Below are 20751 nucleotides of genomic sequence, written 5' to 3'. Positions count from 1 at the left end.
GGGGAATACATTTTAAAAGCTAATTCATTCATTTAATCGTTCGGGGTTTTATTTACAACACCGTATGATTTAACTTTTATACTTCGCTGCTCTTGCTTTTGATTTATATTTCTGATCACAACTTCAACCCTTCTGTTGCATTGCCTTCCACGTTCCGTATTATTATCACAAATAGGGTTATCTTTTCCAAAGCCCCGCACTATTATTCGCGATTTATCGATCCCATTTGCGATCAGGGCATTCGCCACTGCCTGTGCTCTTGCTTTTGACAATTTTTTATTGAAGGCCACGCTACCTTTATTATCAGTGTAACCATCAATATAGAAATTAGAGTTGCCTATTTGCTCGATCATCGTTCTGGCAGCTTTCGAAAGAATGGAATCCGATTCATGTCTTATGGTGGCTTTGCCGTAATCGAACAGGATGTTCTTGAAATCGGCCGTAATCTGAACCACTACTTTTTCAACAGGACAGCCTTTTGAAGATGCAGGGCCCGGATCATTAGGGCAAAGATCTTCGTCGTCGGGCACGCCATCTTTATCTGTATCAGGTACCGGGCAGCCTGCATATTTTTCAACACCGGCTACAGTTGGACATTTATCATCTTTATCCATTATGTTGTCGCCGTCGGTATCGGGGCATCCGTTGAATTTTTTAAGGCCGGCAACATCTTTACAGGAATCCTCTTCGTCATTAACACTATCACCGTCTGTGTCAGGGACCGGACAACCATTGTAGCGCGCCACGCCAGGCACTGTTACACAGGAATCATTTTCATCATTAATACCATCGCCATCGGTATCAGGGACCGGGCAACCGTTATAACGCACCAGGCCCGCAATTCCGGGGCATTTGTCTACATCATCATACACACCATCTTTATCAAAGTCAGGTTTGAACCTCTTCTTATACTTCATTCCGAAATGGAAACCAACATGCAGATCAGCCTGTCTGGAATCATGCACCAATGCAGAAAGCACACTTCCTGAACCGATAAAAAATGGTCCCGCCCTAAAGGCCACGCCGGCATTGAATTGTGTCAACTCATTATAACTCATGGGAAGTTCAATGCTGAACAGGCTATTTTCCCAGCGAGGCGTAAAACTGTACACATTATAATAATATAGCGCAAGTGTACTTTTTTTGTTGGTGGTGAACTGGCCTGCAGCATTGAGGGCAAAACCTTTTCCAATCATATAATCCACTTCTGCGTGAATAGTGGTGGGCAGGGTTGTTTTATATGAATTATCAACTGCTGTACCTTTAAAGTAAGGGCTTTGATCCAGGATGGTTTTGTAATCCTTTACTGATTTATCGGCGAACTTGTTTAATTCAAAGGCTTCTCCATGTGGAATGTTAACTGCATAACTGGCAGCTTCATTACTGTTTCTGTTAAAATTTATTCTCCCCACATCCAAAAGGGAAGCTGCTACTTTTAATTTATACTTATTGTCAAAACGGTCTGTTTCATACATGGAATAATCCGTTGCCGGGCGCCATTCATAAACAAATCCAACATCACCACTTACACCATGGCCATTGAATTTAAAAAAATCTTTGAACTTGTAATCGCTAAAATTGGCATCAGTGGTATTTAAAGAAAGAGATCCGGTTGTAGCGGTTAAATAATTGTTTCCAACCCCATCTACGTTTCCGGAAAGGTCATTAGCTGATAAATAGGAATCTGCTGTTCCGGCTAAGTATTTAATGGTAATACCTGCTTTGAAGAAATTCCGGTTGCCTTTATTGGTTAGCACCTGGCCAACCGAACCACCGATTTCCGTCCAGCCGGTTGTATGTACCAGCATATTATTATTACTGAACGTAAACGGCACGCCGGCCGTAGCTGTTCCCCCATTAATGATAGCATTTGCCAGGTTGCCATTTATATCACTACCGTTGGCAAATACCCGCGACCGCGTTGTAAAAGCAAGCGATGTTTTAGGGCTGAGGCTAAACATAACTGAAGGCCCGAGTACATCGGCATAGGCTAAACTATTGATGTGATCATTGCCGCTCAAAAGTCTTGATTTTAATGAGTCTGCATTGAAAGACCGGGTTATATCTTTAAAACGCAGGCCCGACTGATTGGTACCTGCAAAGCCATTGATGGCGATAACATTAACATCCCACATGTAACGGTTGTCTGCAATGTTGGCCGGATTGAACACGACGCCGTTTACACCTGTATAATTACCGGTACGGTATCCCGGGAAAGTTTGCGATCGGATTGTACTCACTATCATCAATAAAAAACAAAAGAGTAAATAATTTTTTCTCATACTATTATTTAGGTAATTGCTTCGATAAGCATACCCGTTATACAGGCATTTAAAAATCTGTATTGAAATGGAAAGGGGGTTAAAGCACCTCATAATATACCTTCAACGTTAGTATATAAAAAACGAACAGCGTGGCCTGATAATTTGCAGAGAGGCAACACTTATGAAAATGTGTGAATGATGTAATTTATTTATTTAATCGTGTATCCTGCATCATTTAAAACAAGTTCACCTTTGTACGTTGATCTATTAGTAAAAAAGACAAATAACAACGAACCTATTCCATTGAATTTTATCTAATGAAAAAAATCCGGGATCTCGCCCGGATTTTTTTATTTAATAGCTGGATTGCGGATCGTCTTAATACTTCCAGCATTCTTTGAACTGGTGTTGATAAGGCAATAGGATACGTTTCCGCTTTGTCTTCATTTATCTCGTTAATAACGATCAACATGAAGTTGGGTCTTTTTTTGATGCCAGGTATTATATAATTCCATAAACAGGTTACATCATTCGCACATTTACTGTTGTTAACCAATTCCCGGTTGCCAGGTTACAGGTTTATGGTTCAAAAAGGTGTGAACAATAATGCCCAGTGGAAAGCAATGTTCCGGTTCATTATTGCATATTGGTCAGAAGGGATTTCACCAAACCGGTTTTAATTACGGGTTCTATAACCGACCTTATCAACGATCATGTAATTACATTGACAGATCAGGATGGGCCTTATTTTGATAATGACAAATATCCTGAAAATAGCCTTCAGCAGCAGATCATAAATAAAAATTGCGCAACCAAATAATTGCACTTATATTTGCAACCACATAGTTGCAAATAAACCAAAGATGGAAACAAGAAGAGATATTTTTCAGGCAATTGCCGACCCAACAAGGCGGGCAATCATTGCCCTGATCGCATTGCAGGCAATGACACCCAATGCCCTTGCCGAACATTTTAATACAAGCAGACAGGCTGTATCAAAGCATATTCAAATTTTGACAGAGTGCGACCTGGTAAAACAGGAACAGCAGGGCAGGGAAATTTACTACTCACTCCAAATTCAAAAAATGAAAGAGATTGATAAATGGTTAGATCAATTCAGAATGCTGTGGGAAACCCAATTTAATCAACTTGACAAAGTATTAGTAACACTTAAAAAACAAAAAAAATGACAACTAATTTGCTATTTGATTTTACCGTTGACAAAACAACAAAAACAGTATTCATAACCAGGGAATTTGATGCCGAACTTTCGCTGGTATGGGATGCTTTTACAAAACAAGAACTTCTTGACCAATGGGTGGCACCTAAACCCTGGACTGCAAAAACAAAACATATGAATTTTGAAGTGGGTGGTCGACGATTTTATGCGATGGTAAGCCCGGAAGGACAGGAGCGTTGGGCAATTCAGAAATATACTTCCATTACCCCAAAGACCAATTTCAAAATGTTCAATGCTTTTGCAGACGAAAATGAAAACCCTGAATTGCCGGGTTCTGATTGGGATTTTACATTCAGCGAACAGGGGGAAATAACAAAAGTGAGCATTACTATTTATAACGAATCGCTTGCCCGTATGGAGAAGATGATTGAGATGGGCTTCAAAGAAGGATATGCAGTATCAATGCAAAACCTGGAAGTTCTGTTGGGAACTTTATCGCAACGACAATAAAAAGAAACGGCTGTCTACCATCGGCATGGCAATGGTGAGGCTGACAGTTATTTGTTTGCCCGCAATAGGATTCGTCAATTATAGCCACGAAATACATGAATAAAAAAAGGCTCCTTTTTAACAGAGCCTTTTTTTATTTGTCGGGGCGGCTGGACAATTGTCGAACCAGTTTATTGAGGATTTGCAAGAAATACAACAGATTAGGCATATAATAAATTGATATACTTTAAACGAGTGAGTTGATTTTGAGTGTGTTTTTCTATTGTGCAATTTTCTACTAGTTGTTTCATAGTTTGTCGGAGTCTGCAATTTTGTCTCCATTAATAATAGCTGCTAAATACCTATCTAGCTGAGGATAAAATTGATCATTGGTTGTTTCTGGCTTTAAATTTCGCTCAAGTGTTATTCGTATCAATTCTGAAACTACATGCCATGCAATATGTTGATTACGAAATTCAGTTATTGGTTTAAGCGAGTATGGAAGGGACGAAAATCTTGTTAAATCATATTTACCCTTCCCCTTAAAATTATAGGGTACTAACAAAATTGGGATAATAAATATTTCCCCGCCTTTATCATATTTATCAATAGCATTTTTTATTTCGTTTTCCTTGACGTACTGAGTACTCATTAAGTTTTCGCTAACCATAAAGAAAATGATGTCAGCCTCATCAAATTCTTTTTTGATTTTTTCGTTCCATTCTTCCCCAGCAAGCAGTAGCGTGCAAAACCAATGTCGATCAAGTAACCCTTGTTCACGTAACGGTTCCAGGTATTGTCTAAACTTGAGTACGTGGTCTAAGTCTTGCTTTGAATAAGAAATAACCGCCTTGAAGGCTTTTTTCAATTTAGCTTTGGTAAATACTTGAAATGGATGCGCTTCCACAATATTGATCTTTTCAGTTAGGTTCTCCGTTTCAGAACTTTTCTCATAGGCGTTGATAGATGACGCTCCGTCCGATCCACATAATTGGGAGTAAGACACGAAATTTTTATTATCTTTTGATATATATAGGTCCAACGGTCTACATGCCTCGTTATCAATTAACGCTTCTAGATTTGCAATTTTTTGATGCAGAGGTTGTTCTAAATTTAATTTCTCTTTGACGATCTTATCCTTTTCAAATTCAGAGAAGTCGTTAAAACTTAGGATGTCCATGTCCCAATATTGTCCCATTATGCTGAGAAAAATGTAACGTTCCACTAAGTCTGATTCCTTGCTGGAAAGAACTGTGTCTGAGAACGTAAATATCTTTATTTCCAGCAACTGCATATCCACGTCAATGCACACTTTGGTTTTGCCTAGTTTAAAAAGTAACTTATCTCGCCAAAACCTCTTATGCTCTGGCAAGACGCCAAAAAAACAAATCAATTGATTGATAAGTCCGAAAGGTAAAAAATTAATAAATTTCAAAACTACACACGGGCGATTCATTCCAAACATAAGTAATCCAGCTCCTGAAATCTCTTCTTCAAACAAGGGGAGAAAGTTTGGCACTATATAGTACGATTCTTGTCCGTATTCATGATAGAATAGAACTTTTTGTAAATGGAGAAGTTGGACAATATTTTGATCGAACTTTTTAACTTCCTCTAGAGTGAGGCCATACCTATCTAGCAACTTGCTCTTAATTAGAATTTTGTCATGAACATAATTGACAACCGCCACCGGATTAAGCCATACAATATCGGGCAAATGATCTTTATAATATAACACAAGTCCTTGTTTATGTAATTGATCTAGGTCGTCTTGCATAAATATTTTTACTTGTTCAGAATCCCCCGGTCGGTCATAAAAATCTAAAAGTCTTTCTATTGAAAGTGCTTCATGAGTAGAAGTCTCTGAAAGGTCTAATAACTTGTTTACGAAAGTCACAAACCATCGAGGCCGTTTAACAATTTCAGACGCAAAATCTATGTAATCTTTAATTTCCTGAATCAGATGATTAAGATTGTTACTATTTTGCTTTTGCTTATAAGTACTTAGCTGTCTTGCTTCCTCAATTAAATTCACATAGTAGATGTTTTGGATATCCTCCGTCAACTCTAGCTTTAATAGTCGTGGATGTTTATCAGCATATGTTTGAATAATAAATATTGGATCACTGCCAGTTTGAAATACTTGCTGTTCGAAATACTTTTTTTGGTTTAACCAATACTGCAAGCTGAAATCTTGAGTTAAAATTTTATTGGAATCAGACTGTTTTTTGTTTTCATTGCTGTTCAGGTTAAACAACAATAAGTAAGCTGAACCGCCGCTAAGAAAGGCCTTGTATAAGCCATGATAGTAATCTTGCCCTCCAAAATCAAAAAAAATAGCTTTGGGAATACCCTTGGCGCCTGTTGGATATTTTTCAATTTTAATTATATGAGTTGAATGCGGTGTTTCGTTTTGCCTTTTTTGCAATAGATTTAATAAAGATGATTTGCCAGTTCCGTGATTTCCTAAAAGCAAAATTTTGCAAGGCAACTGAATGTCTACCAAGTCTTCTTCTGCCTTTTTTTGCAGCATATTTTGAATAGGTAACAACTGATTCTCATTATCATCCAAAATGATTTTCTCTTTCGAAATAGCAGGGTTTTTATTTACTCGCAGATATTTTAGATTCTTCAACACTGCTATTGGGGTTAGATCTTGTATAAGATTATTGCTAATGTCCAAGATCTCTAATTGCTTTAGGTGCTTGACTGGTTGAATAGAAGTAATTCTATTGGTAGCAATAAATAGCTTCCTAAGTTTTTTAAGAGCATCTACACCGTTTAAGTTGTCAATTTCATTTGATCGTAAGTCTAGCTCCTCTAAGTTGGTCAGAATCGATATTTCACTAAGTGATTTTAGATGCATACTCCGTAGGGTCAACGCTCGAAGGGACGTATGGGAGATCAGAAACAATAAAGATTCTATATCTAGATTGCTAAGTTCTAATGAGTATAATTTCCGTTTAGCTTCGAGTGCACTGATATTTACAATTGAGCATGAAGTCATTTTTAGATGTTTCAATCTGTTGACCTTTTTGAGAAATTCAAGATTATTCAACTTGCAATTATTGAATGACAAATGTGTTACAAACTTCAATTCACCTGGCCAAAAATCATGAAACGTGAATGATGAATCCTCAAGTGATAAATGTGAAACCCTACGATCTTCATCGAAATCGTACTTAATATTATCAATATTAAGTAAATACCTTTTTGCGAAATCTATAATCACATTTGGAACAACGTTATTTTCATCTCCACCTAATTCATCGTAACGTCCAATGAAAAATCTTTTAACATTTAAGAAAGTTATTCCGTCAGGTATGCTCACTACATAATTAAGCAACATACCTGCATTAAGAGTTTGATCAAGCGTTGACGCTACTAGTATGGGATCAAGCCGACCTGTACCAGTTCCCAAAAGGGGTAAACTAACAGCACGGCAATTCAGTTTCGCTTCTTTATTATTTACAATTTTGTCGTGCAGATTCATTGCTGTTTGTGCTACTATTTCCAAACTTGAACTGTCACGGTTTACTGCATAACCATAACCTGCACTCATCCATTGGCGAGCACTCGTTACTGGATAAAGCTCAACGGATCCTGCAAGATTTGGCTTTGGATTTGGAATTCCTAATTCCGAAGCTCTATTTAAGGTATGTGGTGTTGCAGTGCCACTTGATGAAGCAGGTAAAATGAAGACATTTGCCATTCGCTGGGTGCTATAATCAAACATGTTCCCTTTTCGAAAGATGATATTTCCGACCCTGAAATCAACTGACGACAAATCGGTTTGGGCAGAGTTGATTGATATTTCACAGTCTATTTGGAAGGAAGATTTATCCGCCCAAGCAAAGACTTTGAAAAATTTAAACTCTCTAGGTATTGATAGTTCATGAGTGACTATAGGCAGTTTCTGATTGTCATTAAACTCAAAATAAGTAACGATAGTATTTGTGGACGGTTCAAAATTGAGACTCCATCCAACTGCTGACATTGGAACATAAGGTTTCTCCGTCAATAAATGATCTAATCCATCTAGATTATACTGTGCTAAATGGAATTTGGTTTCATCTCTCCAAACTCCGTCTTCCCATTGACCGACACCTATATGAATGTCGATGAAGTTTTCGTCGAACTCTGGCTTCTTGTATCTGTGTTCAGGCATATAAAATTGAACAGTATCTGTCCTTGAAAATCGAATACCGAAACGCCAAAATTTACATTGAGGCTTTAGTAAGAAATTATACGAAATAGGCTCAACTCGAAACGGTGCGCCTGGCAGCACGACGTCGTTATTGATCTGTTCTCCAGAGTTTTGAAAAGTATAAATCAGATTCATTAACTGATGTTAAAGGTTAGAAAACAATATAGTGATCGTATTGCATCCACATTATATATTTTAGCACTTAGACAATAACCCGACTAATAGTGCTGACGTTAGATTTTGTTTCTTCTTTCATTGAAAGAAGGATGGCGAACTTCGGGTAGGCCATTGGAAAGTTTTTCTGTTCTACCTCCCTTAGTTAGCTGAATGAAAGGCCTATTCAAGTCCAAAGTGAGGTTCAAGGAAAGAGTTGAAGACAATATAAGTCTCTTTTCCAGCCTCGTTCTTATTTGTGAATGCGTTGCTTTTTGGGCCGGTCGGATACTCTGAGGTGCTTCGATTCTTTTACTAAATCCTTAATGTAATGCTGAGATAAAGTTTTTTTATTGAAGAATAATTGACCATCACTAAAGAGGTATTGCAGAGCATTTAATTGGTGGACATTTGTTTCAGACGTGGTTTCTACGAATCCTTTACCAGAATGAACGCAACAACTTTTTTACCATTTTATAGAGCTTCCTTTCCTGAATCATCAAACAATTCATAAAGGTAATCTAATGGAAACGCTTCTTTGTGAAATGGTTTTCGATTCCACTTTCTAAGCCAAGTTAAAAGACCATCTCTATCTAGGTTTGTGAGCCCACTTATGTCTACATCATGTTCGATTTCAAGCCGCTCATTTAGTTTTAGGGATTTTGCGAAAGTTCGTGTAGCTGGACGATGTGAAAGAAGCCTTCGTCTTCTGACCAATTGCGTCATTATAATTTCAGAATAAAGCCATGGAGATGTTGTCTTGTCTTTAATTGTTTCTGTTGATGAAATAGAATTAGGAGTATTTAATAAAAAAATACATTCAGTTCTGTCTATCATCATAGTTAACGCAGTAGACAACATCATGTGAACGTGTGCCGTAGAGAAGTTTCTTTCTTGGTAGTTATAATTTATTCTATCATCATCTAAACAATAAGCAGTATCAATAATTTTTAAAAGGTCGTCAGCGTAACCCCAAATACAGGAATCGATAAAAGCTGTAATCTCAAATTTCTGATGCAGCCAACCAGCAAGCCCAATTGCATTCCGCTCATCCTTATGCGAATGAGCAATGAATACATCTGCATTTAGTTGGGGGAACCAATGTTCTCGTAATTTAGATCCTTCGATAACGCCAGAAACGGAAATAAAATCTTTTAATGTCTTTTGAATAGGATTTTTAATTTTATCATATATCTTCTTTCCTGTTTCATAAAAGTCCTCAGTGCTTCCGATACTAAGATTAAAACCTCTATACATTCTTACTTAAATTAAAATGTAATATTCAAAAAGATTATTAATTATTGTAAGTATTCATTAAGCAATTCTTTGAATAATGCCATATAAGCATAATCAGTTAAAAGTCTCCTATTAGGTTTTTGCTCAAAGTTATCGTAGATTATCCTAGCGGCAGCGCCGGTGCTAGCCACTGGTAAAATATGAGCCGTAGGGTGCAATTCACGAAACAGTCTAAATTCCTTTTCAACACCTCCCATTCCTCCAATAAAAATTCCAACTTTGAATTCATGCTCCTTTTGTAACATTTCCTGACGCATAATTAAAAGACTTTCTTCAAGGGTTGGCCTAGCATCAGTGAATATGATTTTTTCTATATATTTATTTTCTTGTGGGAAGTGCAATCGGAAATATTCAGACTGATATAGAGTAACATGTTCATTTACATCGGACTTCATAGTTTGCATCACATGGCGAATTAAGGGAGTAATAGCTGGATGCCCACCCCAAATCAGTTGCGTACGAGGTATTACCACCGTGGCTAGAGCGCGAACGGCATCCCTTATGGCTACAATATCAGCTGTATTAAAGTATTTCGGATCGCGTTTGGCATCAGGAATGCTGGCAGATAAAAATATCATGATATTATAATTTAGTCATCCATTCTTCAATTTCGGTGATTTTTACCGATTTGACAGGCAAATATAAGTCTAACCAAATCAAGTGATTTAACCACTTTTCTCTGATATTCCGATGGTCATAAAGTATTAATGCTTCTGCGGCTTCACTCTCTCGAATCAGTTTAATCAACTCGGCTGTTTGGTTGTAAGTAAAACCATGAGGAATTCCTACAGTCGGAATCACCGCTACTTCCTTACCATTTGAATTCCGCAGGGTCATGAACTTTTGTGGGTGCAATTGAACAGCTACGTTTAATTTTTGCGCGGTGGAAGTAAATTCCCGTATAATATTGTCTTGACGTGCTGCTAAACTTCTAGCCCTTACTACCTCTACTTGTTTTGCTATCTCTTTAAGTGCACCTACGGTGAAAAAGCCATCAGGATTTCTTGAATTGCCCCCTGCAAAATGTTTATCGTCCAAATAAAAAGGAAAACAAAGTGCAGCCATTTTTTCTGGCTCGTGCTCAGGATAGATTACTTGTACGACTCCGATACTCATAGCAGATGCTTTAGCAAGCTCTTCTGCAGTCCACCGACTCTCCATAAAGCCAGGAGTGTTTAAAAGTACTACGACGTCAGTATCCACCAGCCGATGCCAAAGTTCTTCTTGAAACGGTTCTCCTGGGCGAATGGAATGAGTATCTAAGAACACATCAAACCCACAGGCATCCAGATGTTCGTAAAGCTGAATTGCCATCGTCCTAGATTCGATTCTTCTATAACTAATAAAAAGTCTTCTCGATTCTCGTAAAAGCGAAAGCCCTTCTAAAATACTGTTTACAATCGCATCGACTTGCGTGAGATTATTCAACGCGGTACCGTTAATGGGACGTAGTGATTCAGGTATAGAATTTGAAAAATTTTTAAGATCAGGTACAATTGGTATCGTAAAAACTGCATTTGCCTGTAGTTGCTCTAATATAACAAGGTCTGGAAATTGTTTAACCTGAGGCTCCCCAAAATAGAGGCAAACGGAAGGAGCATTGGGTTTGTATTGGTTAAAATTTTCTCCATTAATAATTGATATTAATTCGGTTGGAATTCCTAATTCCTCAACCCTTTGAAAGAAAGATTCAATAATTGTGTCTTTAAGAGTATGAGAAATTCCGATTGTTATTAATTGATATGTGGTAGTCATAAACTTTTATGTTCATAATTAATTATACAATTTATTAGATAGGAACATGATCACTTTCCTGCTTGTTTAACTGCAATTTCCACCCAGTTAAATAAATTCTTATATCCATTTTCTAAATCCCAACATTTCGTACTGAATTTATCAGAAAAGCGATAAAACTTACCAAATTCATTGCCAGACCAAAAGCTGTCTTCAAAAAAGAGAGTATTGGATTGTTTGTTATTAATTATAGGTAAATCCGCATAAGAGACCCAATTTTTGTTATTGAGTTCATAAAAATGAACTTTCTTGCCATCCTTTGAAATCTCGAAGCCAAGCCGATCTAGTGGATTTAATCCTCTGACAGTAGGACCCGTTCGTCCGGCTATTCTATTAATATGAATACCCAATAAACCATTCCCTCGCTCAAAGCTCCGGATAATTTCATAATTAACCCATCTGCGGTTAACCGAATCTTCGCCAATTAAAACAGCAGTAACCGAAGTGCCCTTTAACCCACTATCTATTAAATTTTTAATAAGAGCTACTCCTTTGGATTTTGCAGATTCCCAAATGGAACTGTCAACAAAAGAGCCTTCGCCGTCTCTTATTATCCAGCTGTTTCTGACTACATTTACCTTGAAGTTCTTTACGTCTTCATAATTGAAGCTAAAAAATACTCGTTTTGCCATAGCTATTTTTTTTCACCATTCGTCCTAATAACGGTTCCTTTGATCTTCCAACCAGTCCCTATAATCATAGAAACATTTAACTAAATCTAGTTCCAGTAGCTTTGAAATAATACTATCTGACTTTTACCGAATGGCCATATTGTTTTTCGCTTGTTCTACTATTTCAAATAATCCTTTCTTTACTTGCTTCGTAAATTTAAACTGCTTACGTGGTTTGGTTAATAATGCCTGCATAAATGAATTGTTATATCTATGCCCTGGGTGCGTCCATTGATCCCTAGAACAGATTCCCTTAATAAAAGTATCTCTATATTTTTGAGGCAACCATGTGGAATCATCACTCAAAAGCCAAACTAGCCCTTCGAAAGTATCCGCTTCAGAACGAAAATATTTTGTATCATGAGCATTAAAATACCAATATCCCAATTCTTCTTCCGTATAGTTACCAAATGTTGGATGTCTAAGAGCAATTATGTCTGCGCATAAGGGATCATTGTTATCAATAGTTTTGTGTTTGCCATAAGAAAATATTTTGTCTGAAGTTTGTTTACTTGGGCTTAGAATTTCGTCAAATAAGTCTTCGAACCCAGAATCGAAACCAGGAATTGTTAACTGAGGGACGTACAAGGCTAGCACGGTTGGATTTAATCTTACACATTCATATAGTCCCGGCCATCGATGAAGGAATTTATGAACGATTTCGGGGTGAGTTGTTGGATCAATATTTAATTCTTCACCTTCAAATGACCAATCCAATTGTAAAGCAGTGGATGCAATATTATGACCTCTTTCCCAACCTCTATCTTCATTCGGATAGGGCAATGGAAATATCCATCTTTTTTGTGCATTGAGATCCGGAAATTTAAGGAACTCTTTATATTCGACCATATCTAACCACCATTCATCTGAAATAGGTGGGGGATCAAGTTTAAGATGCAATAGGTAATCTCGCGCAACTATTAATGGACTTTCATCTGGTTTAATTTTTCTGGTCAATTCCCTTATAACAGCATTTATTCCATTTGCAGAAGATATCGCTAATTTATCCGCCAACGGGGGAGAGTACAGAGCAACGTCATGAGCTGTGACCCCATGCCAAATAGGTAGAATTAAATTCCTTTTCTCCAACATTTCCCTTGTTGTAAGACCATTCAACTCTCGTTTCGCCCAAGGTTTATTAAAAAAATTTGGACTCAGTACAACAATTCCAAACCTAGATTTGGATAGCCCTTCGTCAATTTTTTTCATCAGACTATCGCCGACAGTAAGTGAAAACTCGTCATACCAAATATCAAGGTTTTGTTGTTGCAACAATTCAGACAGCGGGCGAACAAAATCTTTTTTGTCCTCACTGGCATGGCAGATAAAAGCGTCATATTGCACTTTAAGGAAGAATTTAGGATTTAGTTAATAAGGAAATATTGTAAGTTCTAATGTATGGCTTTGGAATTATTTAAAGATATAATCGGATATTGGAAAAAGTATAATGTAGATACAATGGATTTTATCCCCTGAAATGCCCTATATGTTTAAACTTGCTGACTGCTTGATCAATCCATCCTCCGAAACTTCTGTACCCATCATGTAATTCCCAATCATAAACTGGAGCGATCAATTGTAAATCATAGCCATTTATTTTGTGTTTGGCCAAAGGATTGAAGCCGGGCCGATCAACATTCCCATTGAAATCTTTCATATTATGAACATAGACTCCTAATACTGCGTTTTTTCTCAAAACACTTTGTTCTATCTCATAATGTACCCATTCTCTATCATTGGTTTCGGAACCAATTAAAACACAGGTTACAGTTGAGCCAATCAGTTGGCTGTCAATCCAATCTTTTATAGCAGAAGAACCTTTTCTCTGAATGGACTCCCAATCTGCATGGTCGAGAAAAGATGATTTTTCATAGTTAGAAGTAACGATGCCACTATTTCTTATTCTTGACACCCTAACAATGTCCCTTTTGTAATGAAAGCTAAAAAAAACTTTTCTGGTCATAACAAAAAATTAATGATTAATATATGCAGCCGCAATGAGGGATGCGACGAGAACCACAGGGTAAAACAAGAGTACTGTAAGAGAAACCAGGCACCTTACAAAACTGTTTCTTCCGCTTTGGTAAGAAGAAATATCCATAGAGTAGTCTATTTCAGCTTCCTGCAAAGTCCTAACATGATTATAAAGACTGCGGAATTGCCTTTCTAACATCAAAAAATATGTATCCAAACCATAGAACACTGCGGTGGCAAAGGGTGTGTACCATAGAAATTTTGTGTTAGCATCCTTTTCAGACAAAACAAAAATTGCTGCAACAAGTGTTATGAGCCAGCCCTTTACCATAAAGGAATTCACGTTCATCCTGGTGATGGTTAGTTGAATAAATTCCAGATGTTTGATCTTATTTTCCATATGTTATATTTTAAATTGTTAACCAGTTTTTTAATGATATTTCCTTTCCGTTGGGGTACTGAACGTAATAAGATAATTGTGACCTTTCCAAGCTTTCACTTCTTATCTGAATGGAAGGATAAATTTGTAAATATTCTTCTCCTTTGTATTGTGATTGATCAGGTTTTATTGGAAGCAACGCCAAATGATCTTCATACTTGTGTGCATCTGCAAAGCCAACCTCCCAATTACACCATTTGGATTCAATAGCTGCTTCTGTTGCTATTAATATAAATTTTCTGGCTTTTACTATTCTGTCTTTCAATTGGACGGCTGTTTCACCACTTGTGGTAGGAGGCATGTTATCGTCTTCCCAGTCAACATAGCCTGTAAAACCATATCGGCCTAATATTTCTTGGAGCCTATAAACATGATTCACTTCATTGTGTTTATGGGAAATGAAAATGTAAAGTGTTTTTTTAAATGCATCAGCTAACACTTTTTCAAACAATACAGAAAATTTATTATCTCCTTTAGTGTCGCTAAAGAATTGAGCTTCTGTTATAATCATTATTTATATATAAAACATGAATTGTCGAGTGTCCACTTTCCAATCGGGTATTGACGTTAGAATACTACCAATTTTATTAGAAAACTTAAGAGTTACTGGGCTTCCATCTCCATAAGCACAGGCGTTGTAATTTAACTTGGTTAATGCCAATATATCTTTTAATACAGTTTCAATGTGTGCATTCCCACGAACAATTTTTACTCTCAGATTTCTCGGAATTTCTAAACTATTGCTAGTGTTAAGGCGAGGGATAAATCCTTTGGTACAGAGGTAACCTTCTTTTTCATCAACAATTAAGGCAGTGCCGCGCATTACACCATAATTACCCAATTGATTATAGGGCTGACGATATAACTTTAGTTCGTTTAAATCTTTAATGAGAATTCCGACTAAACTTGTGTGAGCCGAACGGTTCTGAACTGCATTTAAAAAGCCTTGCCATTCGATATCGTTGAAATTAGCTTTGGCATGAATAAAGAGTTCGTTCGGATATATATTCCATTTTTCTTTATAATCATCTAGGGCCATACCGATTAATTCTTGAGCAGACATCTCGTCAAGGTGATATTCGTGCGGTTTTTCACTTTCCCAAAGCCCAATATTTCCTCTAAAGACAGAACCGTCACCATCTTTTAAAAACATTTGTGCTGCACTGCAAACATTTCTTTCCCTTTCATTAGGTAGCTTTTTATAGACTAAGCCTATATAACATACACCTTCCCTGACATCTCCTAATTTCCAAGGCAACCTGCCCAATTTGTAATAGACCGTGGTTGATTGCGTCCATGCAAAGTTTGCCTTCAGATATTCCTGGAACGGTATATTGGTATCCCTATTTCGAAATCTTAGCGTTTTATCGACTATTAACTGTACAGGAACTGTAATCTGTTCTTGAATTAACCTGGCTTTTAGTAAGTTGTGAAAATCAGAAGCGGTGTCGAGTATCCTTGCCAGTTTGTTGTCGTAATCTGCATATTCAGAAAAACTTAACGAAATTTGGCCCTTTTCAGTCTTCTCTACATATTCGTGAGTGCCTTTGCCAATACTTCGCCCCCAAGAACTAGCATTACAAGTTTCATAGATTTGGGTGGGAATAAGGATGAACCATAAGTTAAGTTTTGCATCCTCTTTCTTTTCAACTTGACGTATTTTATTTAGGTAGAGGTCAACTAGATCGTTGGCACGTAAAATTCTGTTCGGATTCTTTAGGCACTTTTGAATTTCCAGGGAACCAATTATTAATTCAACTTCAGGCTTGACGGGCCATTTGACATTAAAAACCGCTTCAAAGCCAGGAAAACTTGGGCGCGACCTTTCAAGAGATTTTGTTACTTTATACTTTGACTGTGTTGAAAGTATTGGCCGATTTAGTTGTGCAACAAAATTTTTATATTCAATAACATCTTCTTGTAAACCGATGACCCCAATTCTTAAGGAGTAGGGGTATAACGGCTGATGTGGTCCGAATAAAACAAGACCATCGCGGGGATCAATCGTTTTCTGGTCAAATCCAAAAATAAGATTCGGTTCATTTATATGTATAATTTTAAGCATTTTCCTTTTCTTCTTTCTCAGGTTCAAAATATCCAAAGTTAGTATCAATAGATGCGGGAATCGCGTCAATGACTAACTCCAATTTTGGACCAATGGGTATTCTAATTTTACAATCATTAACACTATCCGAAATCTTTAGCATCATTCCCAATAAGGTATCTAACCAGTCTCTATTATACCAATCAAATCCAAATTTCCTTCTAAGCTGATGCTGTTCGTCAGCGTCAAGTACAATATTTTCTTGCGATTCAAATACGATATGGCTATTCACACGCAGACAAGGGTATGGGTGCAGGATAGAAAAAAAACTAATCGCGAAACTCCAACGGTTTTCTTTTGTCTTACCTGTGACTGCAACATTAGTTTTACCCACAGTTTTCAAACTAATCCTTTTCCTATGTGCCTCTGTATTTTGGAAGTAGAATACTAATCTATTAGACTGCTCATATTTTTTTAAGCCTGATTGAAACAAGTATTCAGCAAATGCGCTATTTACTAGTTCAATTATCTTTTTTCTAGGCTCGCTTAAAGAAAGAAAATCATCAATTGGAACTAGCTGCTGGTCTAATATATCAGGGATGCTCAATTCTGCGCTGGTAGGAACTACGATTGATTCAGGATACGCACTGCTGGGAAAAAAGCTTATGTGTCTATCACTATATTCAATAAATGGGTAGATTATATCTGTTTTGTCAAGGCTACTTTTAATAATAGGTTTATGAATGTACAGTTTATCTGGTAAGGTGAAAGGAAACCAATTAGTATATATTTTCTCAGGTTCGTTTGTGTGACAATCTTTAATCTTAAATGCTTCTAGCCAAAAATTTAGTGGACTGTCTGCGTGATCTTTTTTAGGAATTTTTTCTTTTCCGAAACTATCAAGTAATTTATCCAGGCCACTTTGCCAATTGTTAAAAAAATCAATTGAGTTGAGTCCCATTAGCTGAAGAGGAAAGTTGTCCTCATTCACATCATCAATCTTAATGGGGGTTTTAAAATTTTTTATAGTTTTAATTCTGTCTGCGGTTGAAAGCTCTTTAAATATTCCACTACTGGCATCATTTATATTGTCCAAGTAGTTATTAGAAATGAGTATAAGGAATTTTACCGCCCGGTTCCTTATAACAGCTTCGATTTCTGGCCAGAAAGGATCTCCGCTTTTCAATTCATCAACCTCTAGCCAAACATCGTATCCAAGCAACTTTAACTTTGAGGTTAACCATGCAGCAAAATAATTGTCGCTTGGAGATTTATGGCTTATAAATATCGTTTCCTTTTCATTCATTAATAAAGGGCGTCAATGATATTGACGCCTATAGCAAAATATGAATATTAATCCTAATTTCTTTAGTACTTTTTCCACCGTTGTGGAAAAATTTCCTTATTATAATCTAGAACACCTTTAGGATACATGAATAAGTCAAATTGCGTTTGTTGAAAGTGCATTAATAAAAAAACCACCCAAAAGGTGGTTAAAAGTATTAAAAGCGTTCTATTATTACTTCTTTTTCTCTCCCAACATCTTTTCCAACAAAGCAATCTTTTCACGTTCTGATTTTAATAACGCCTCATAAAGCTTTTCATTCTTTTCAACAGTTTCGATATACTTATCTAATGGGTTGAAAGTACACTTGTAGTTATAGGCATATGCAACAGATTCGTCTTGAAAAGTGTTCGCTATAATATTAACGGCTGCTTCTTCATTAAAACTCTTAATCGCTTCCACTGGCACCTTTAGCGTTTTGGCAATTTGCTCTAAAGTCTCCGGATCAATCGTTTCTTTAGATTCTAACAGGGACACGCTTTGCTGGCTGATACCAAGTTCGCTAGCCAGGGTTTCCTGTTTTACCTGTAATATTTCTCGTATGCGCTTAACAGCTCGTCCTTGATGTACTTTTTCAGGCATAGGCGTAGTTATCATGGTTCAAATATATGGAATTTATGGTATTGGTATTATACCGTTATATCCCTCGTAAAATACAATAAAATACTGGTAGTCCACCAGTTAAATTGGTTCGGTACAGTACAAGCGCCCCGTAATTTGCTGTTAGTTACAGATAAAAGCCGTACCCAGCCACAAGGCATATGCTTTTATTTTAATACCAAACCTTTAACCTTTTATGCTAACTACTTTTGACAACCTATCCCCGAGTCTGGTAACTCTATTAGCCCAGTTTATTCAGAAAATTGCTACAACCATCCACCCCGAAAAGATCCTTTGCTACGGTTACCGAACCTCTAATTACCAGGATTGGAGCTGTTTTAAAGACGATACCGGCTACCAAGACACAATCAAAGCTACCTTTGATCTACTGATAATCACAGGTAATGATGACAACCAGGCCGACCATGAAATCCAACAGAAAATTGATCTATTGGCAACTTCTCTGGACTGTGAGGTTACTGCCGTGGTTCAATCCCTGGATGCTGTAAACGAATTATTAGCCAAAAACAGCCGTTTTCTTACTACACTTTATCATAAAGCCGTTCTGCTTTACAATACAAGCAATAGTACTTTAATCACCCCTCCGACAGCACCATCGTATGAAACAACAAAGAGTAAATTAGAAACTACCTGGAACAAATGCTTCCGAACGGCGGAGCGCTTTTATAAAACCGCCTGTTTTTGCCTGGACAATGGCTGGAATGAAAAAGCTCTGTTTGATTTACACCAGGCAACTCAACACACCTGCATGGCCCTACTTCGAATATTTACCGGCTATCGGTCAACTACACACAATCTCTCCCGATTATTGGCTCTTATTGAAAATTTCTCATTTATACCCTCTACTATTTTCCCTTGTAGCACGGAAGAAGAAACCTCCCTTTTCAATCTACTTAATAAAGCCTATTCAGATGCACGCTATAAGGAAGATTATTCTATACCCACGGAAACAGCGAATCTTTTAAAGAAACGAGTACATCAATTATTGCTTGTTGCAGGAAAACTATATAACAAGAAAGCTATAGCAATACAGAATAATCAAACCACCACATTTCCATTAACACCAAATGCCACCCCCATAGCCTAAACCTTTAATCTTTATGAAATCAGCCAACGATTATTTGCAAACTTCTCTATGGTACAAAGAGAAAATAACCGACCCTTACCAGGTAATTGCCGAATTTTTCTGTTCTGGCCACCTATCAGCACGCAGAAAATGTATCAAACAAGCTCTGAATGCGGCTGCGGGTAAATTTATCTGGCGTAAATACAATCCAGGTGACTTGTTGTATGACTTTAAGATGATAGAATCCGTTATCAATGCAGCCTATTTACTAAACAAAGAAAATAAAACTTCACCGCTGAGCATTAAAAAGGAAGACTCATTCAACCCCAACCTTTTTTGCGGATGGCATGTGCATTCTACCCAATGGGACTATTTTCCACGCGCTTTATCATTTAAGGAATTTGCTAACCCATATATAACCTTCAAGCGCTTTTTTAAATACTTGTCGTTACCGAAATGGAAATTGGAATTGCAAGACCTGCTGGAATATGCACTGGTTGAAACAAGTCTATCTGAAGCCGGTATTGAAAAAGATATGCTATCGCTCTATTTTCATCTTTCTAAATTGGTAGAAGCAGCCCATCTGATAGATGTAAGGGAAGTTAACCACATCAGAGGCATTCCCAAAAATAGGAATAAGATCGTCCACTAATACAACCTCCAATATCCATCCTCAGTCACCTTTGGGTTCCCTCTTTATAAATTTCGCCAACCTAAACTCCACTTTATGAACATAAGTAGCCAAATAAAAGTAGCTATCGTAGACGATCATGCTCTAATTCGTAAAAGCCTGCAAGAATTAGTCAGCCTTTGGGGGTACAACGTAATTCCACAAGCGACAAACGGCAAAGACTTTCTGGACTTGCTTGTTAGGGGAATCATACCAGATATCTGCATCTTAGACATGCGAATGCCTGAAATGGATGGCTATGAAACCATAAAAGTTGTAAAAGAAAAATGGCCTGGCATTAAAATCATTGCTTATTCAATGGATTTTAAAGATCCACATGCGCAACAACCTGAAGGAGCAGACGTGATCGTTTCCAAAAGCGGCCCATACCAGGAATTAAAGGCGGCGCTGGCACTTTTAACCAGCCAAATAGTCGGCAGTAAAATCACATCGCAATAATCACATGCCGATCACACAGGCTTTTTAAATGATTTTCAGTTCCGGTTAAATAAAATCAAATCGAATTCAAATAGTATTT

19 protein-coding genes are annotated in these 20751 nt (G+C 37.2%); 6 read left to right on the top strand and 13 right to left on the bottom strand.

Annotated features, from left to right (window positions below):
- Window positions 1–32 precede the first annotated feature (32 nt).
- Window positions 33–2240 (bottom strand): DUF5723 family protein, encoded by a 2208-nt coding sequence (locus A3860_RS15460; RefSeq protein WP_158085270.1) that lies wholly within the window; start codon window positions 2238–2240, stop codon window positions 33–35.
- Between the two features lie 637 nt (window positions 2241–2877).
- On the opposite strand from A3860_RS15460, the gene A3860_RS15455 reads away from it, so the two are divergent.
- Genes A3860_RS15455 through A3860_RS15445 form a run of 3 tightly spaced genes read left to right on the top strand, consistent with a single transcriptional unit; the run spans window position 2878 to window position 3954 of the window.
- Window positions 2878–3084 carry a hypothetical protein gene (locus A3860_RS15455; protein ID WP_081147628.1) on the top strand — a complete coding sequence of 69 codons (207 nt, stop codon included), beginning with the start codon at window positions 2878–2880 and terminating at the stop codon, window positions 3082–3084.
- A 43-nt stretch (window positions 3085–3127) separates the two neighbouring features.
- A complete protein-coding gene (locus A3860_RS15450) occupies window positions 3128–3454 on the top strand; it encodes an ArsR/SmtB family transcription factor (protein WP_081147627.1) in 327 nt (108 codons plus the stop codon).
- Window positions 3451–3954, top strand: a complete 504-nt coding sequence (locus tag A3860_RS15445; protein WP_081147626.1) for an SRPBCC family protein — start codon at window positions 3451–3453, stop codon at window positions 3952–3954. The genes A3860_RS15450 and A3860_RS15445 overlap by 4 nt, the downstream gene beginning before the upstream one ends.
- Window positions 3955–4240: 286 nt before the next feature.
- On the opposite strand, the gene A3860_RS15440 is transcribed toward A3860_RS15445, so the two are convergent.
- The 12 genes from A3860_RS15440 to A3860_RS15385 form a co-directional block, all read right to left on the bottom strand.
- Complete coding sequence (locus A3860_RS15440; RefSeq protein WP_081147625.1) at window positions 4241–8275, bottom strand: leucine-rich repeat domain-containing protein; 4035 nt, start codon at window positions 8273–8275, stop codon at window positions 4241–4243.
- Window positions 8276–8767: 492 nt separating this feature from the next.
- Window positions 8768–9550, bottom strand: a complete 783-nt coding sequence (locus A3860_RS15435) for a hypothetical protein (RefSeq protein WP_216823455.1) — start codon at window positions 9548–9550, stop codon at window positions 8768–8770.
- A gap of 41 nt (window positions 9551–9591) precedes the next feature.
- On the bottom strand, window positions 9592–10167 hold the full coding sequence (locus tag A3860_RS15430; RefSeq protein ID WP_081147624.1) for an SLOG domain-containing protein: 576 nt from the start codon (window positions 10165–10167) through the stop codon (window positions 9592–9594).
- A gap of 4 nt (window positions 10168–10171) precedes the next feature.
- Window positions 10172–11344 carry a toll/interleukin-1 receptor domain-containing protein gene (locus A3860_RS15425; protein ID WP_081147623.1) on the bottom strand — a complete coding sequence of 391 codons (1173 nt, stop codon included), beginning with the start codon at window positions 11342–11344 and terminating at the stop codon, window positions 10172–10174.
- A 50-nt stretch (window positions 11345–11394) separates the two neighbouring features.
- Window positions 11395–12015 (bottom strand): TIR domain-containing protein, encoded by a 621-nt coding sequence (locus tag A3860_RS15420; RefSeq protein WP_081147622.1) that lies wholly within the window; start codon window positions 12013–12015, stop codon window positions 11395–11397.
- A 123-nt stretch (window positions 12016–12138) separates the two neighbouring features.
- Complete coding sequence (locus A3860_RS15415; protein WP_081147621.1) at window positions 12139–13398, bottom strand: toll/interleukin-1 receptor domain-containing protein; 1260 nt, start codon at window positions 13396–13398, stop codon at window positions 12139–12141.
- Between the two features lie 121 nt (window positions 13399–13519).
- On the bottom strand, window positions 13520–14017 hold the full coding sequence (locus A3860_RS15410) for a TIR domain-containing protein (protein ID WP_081147620.1): 498 nt from the start codon (window positions 14015–14017) through the stop codon (window positions 13520–13522).
- Between the two features lie 9 nt (window positions 14018–14026).
- Window positions 14027–14428 (bottom strand): hypothetical protein, encoded by a 402-nt coding sequence (locus A3860_RS15405; protein WP_081147619.1) that lies wholly within the window; start codon window positions 14426–14428, stop codon window positions 14027–14029.
- A gap of 10 nt (window positions 14429–14438) precedes the next feature.
- On the bottom strand, window positions 14439–14978 hold the full coding sequence (locus tag A3860_RS15400; protein WP_081147618.1) for a toll/interleukin-1 receptor domain-containing protein: 540 nt from the start codon (window positions 14976–14978) through the stop codon (window positions 14439–14441).
- 3 nt (window positions 14979–14981) lie between these two features.
- On the bottom strand, window positions 14982–16532 hold the full coding sequence (locus A3860_RS15395; protein ID WP_081147617.1) for an argonaute/piwi family protein: 1551 nt from the start codon (window positions 16530–16532) through the stop codon (window positions 14982–14984).
- Complete coding sequence (locus A3860_RS15390; RefSeq protein WP_081147616.1) at window positions 16525–17817, bottom strand: toll/interleukin-1 receptor domain-containing protein; 1293 nt, start codon at window positions 17815–17817, stop codon at window positions 16525–16527. The genes A3860_RS15395 and A3860_RS15390 overlap by 8 nt, the downstream gene beginning before the upstream one ends.
- 213 nt (window positions 17818–18030) lie before the next feature.
- Window positions 18031–18438 carry a helix-turn-helix transcriptional regulator gene (locus tag A3860_RS15385; protein WP_081147615.1) on the bottom strand — a complete coding sequence of 136 codons (408 nt, stop codon included), beginning with the start codon at window positions 18436–18438 and terminating at the stop codon, window positions 18031–18033.
- A 214-nt stretch (window positions 18439–18652) separates the two neighbouring features.
- On the opposite strand from A3860_RS15385, the gene A3860_RS15375 reads away from it, so the two are divergent.
- The 3 genes from A3860_RS15375 (at window position 18653) to A3860_RS15365 (ending at window position 20672) form a co-directional block, all read left to right on the top strand.
- A complete protein-coding gene (locus A3860_RS15375; RefSeq protein WP_081147613.1) occupies window positions 18653–19564 on the top strand; it encodes a HEPN domain-containing protein in 912 nt (303 codons plus the stop codon).
- Window positions 19565–19577: 13 nt separating this feature from the next.
- Complete coding sequence (locus A3860_RS15370) at window positions 19578–20195, top strand: hypothetical protein (protein WP_081147612.1); 618 nt, start codon at window positions 19578–19580, stop codon at window positions 20193–20195.
- A gap of 75 nt (window positions 20196–20270) precedes the next feature.
- Entirely contained in the window at window positions 20271–20672 is a 402-nt protein-coding gene (locus A3860_RS15365; RefSeq protein WP_081147611.1) for a response regulator, read from the top strand.
- The last annotated feature ends 79 nt before the right edge of the window (window positions 20673–20751 follow it).

Origin of the sequence: Niastella vici (assembly GCF_002077945.1) — a bacterium.
Lineage (GTDB): Bacteria > Bacteroidota > Bacteroidia > Chitinophagales > Chitinophagaceae > Niastella > Niastella vici.
This window is presented reverse-complemented; position numbering and strand designations above follow the sequence as displayed.

Excerpts from the sequence above, each read along its gene's own strand:
- A3860_RS15395 (WP_081147617.1), bottom strand. The coding sequence starts at position 16,532 with ATGCTTAAAATTATACATATAAATGAACCGAATCTTATTTTTGGATTT.
- A3860_RS15405 (WP_081147619.1), bottom strand. The coding sequence starts at position 14,428 with ATGGAAAATAAGATCAAACATCTGGAATTTATTCAACTAACCATCACC.
- A3860_RS15385 (WP_081147615.1), bottom strand. The coding sequence starts at position 18,438 with ATGCCTGAAAAAGTACATCAAGGACGAGCTGTTAAGCGCATACGAGAA.
- A3860_RS15450 (WP_081147627.1), top strand. The coding sequence starts at position 3,128 with ATGGAAACAAGAAGAGATATTTTTCAGGCAATTGCCGACCCAACAAGG.
- A3860_RS15375 (WP_081147613.1), top strand. The coding sequence starts at position 18,653 with ATGCTAACTACTTTTGACAACCTATCCCCGAGTCTGGTAACTCTATTA.
- A3860_RS15420 (WP_081147622.1), bottom strand. The coding sequence starts at position 12,015 with ATGGCAAAACGAGTATTTTTTAGCTTCAATTATGAAGACGTAAAGAAC.
- A3860_RS15425 (WP_081147623.1), bottom strand. The coding sequence starts at position 11,344 with ATGACTACCACATATCAATTAATAACAATCGGAATTTCTCATACTCTT.
- A3860_RS15445 (WP_081147626.1), top strand. The coding sequence starts at position 3,451 with ATGACAACTAATTTGCTATTTGATTTTACCGTTGACAAAACAACAAAA.
- A3860_RS15365 (WP_081147611.1), top strand. The coding sequence starts at position 20,271 with ATGAACATAAGTAGCCAAATAAAAGTAGCTATCGTAGACGATCATGCT.
- A3860_RS15440 (WP_081147625.1), bottom strand. The coding sequence starts at position 8,275 with ATGAATCTGATTTATACTTTTCAAAACTCTGGAGAACAGATCAATAAC.
- A3860_RS15400 (WP_081147618.1), bottom strand. The coding sequence starts at position 14,978 with ATGATTATAACAGAAGCTCAATTCTTTAGCGACACTAAAGGAGATAAT.
- A3860_RS15435 (WP_216823455.1), bottom strand. The coding sequence starts at position 9,550 with ATGTATAGAGGTTTTAATCTTAGTATCGGAAGCACTGAGGACTTTTAT.
- A3860_RS15390 (WP_081147616.1), bottom strand. The coding sequence starts at position 17,817 with ATGAATGAAAAGGAAACGATATTTATAAGCCATAAATCTCCAAGCGAC.
- A3860_RS15410 (WP_081147620.1), bottom strand. The coding sequence starts at position 14,017 with ATGACCAGAAAAGTTTTTTTTAGCTTTCATTACAAAAGGGACATTGTT.
- A3860_RS15370 (WP_081147612.1), top strand. The coding sequence starts at position 19,578 with ATGAAATCAGCCAACGATTATTTGCAAACTTCTCTATGGTACAAAGAG.
- A3860_RS15430 (WP_081147624.1), bottom strand. The coding sequence starts at position 10,167 with ATGATATTTTTATCTGCCAGCATTCCTGATGCCAAACGCGATCCGAAA.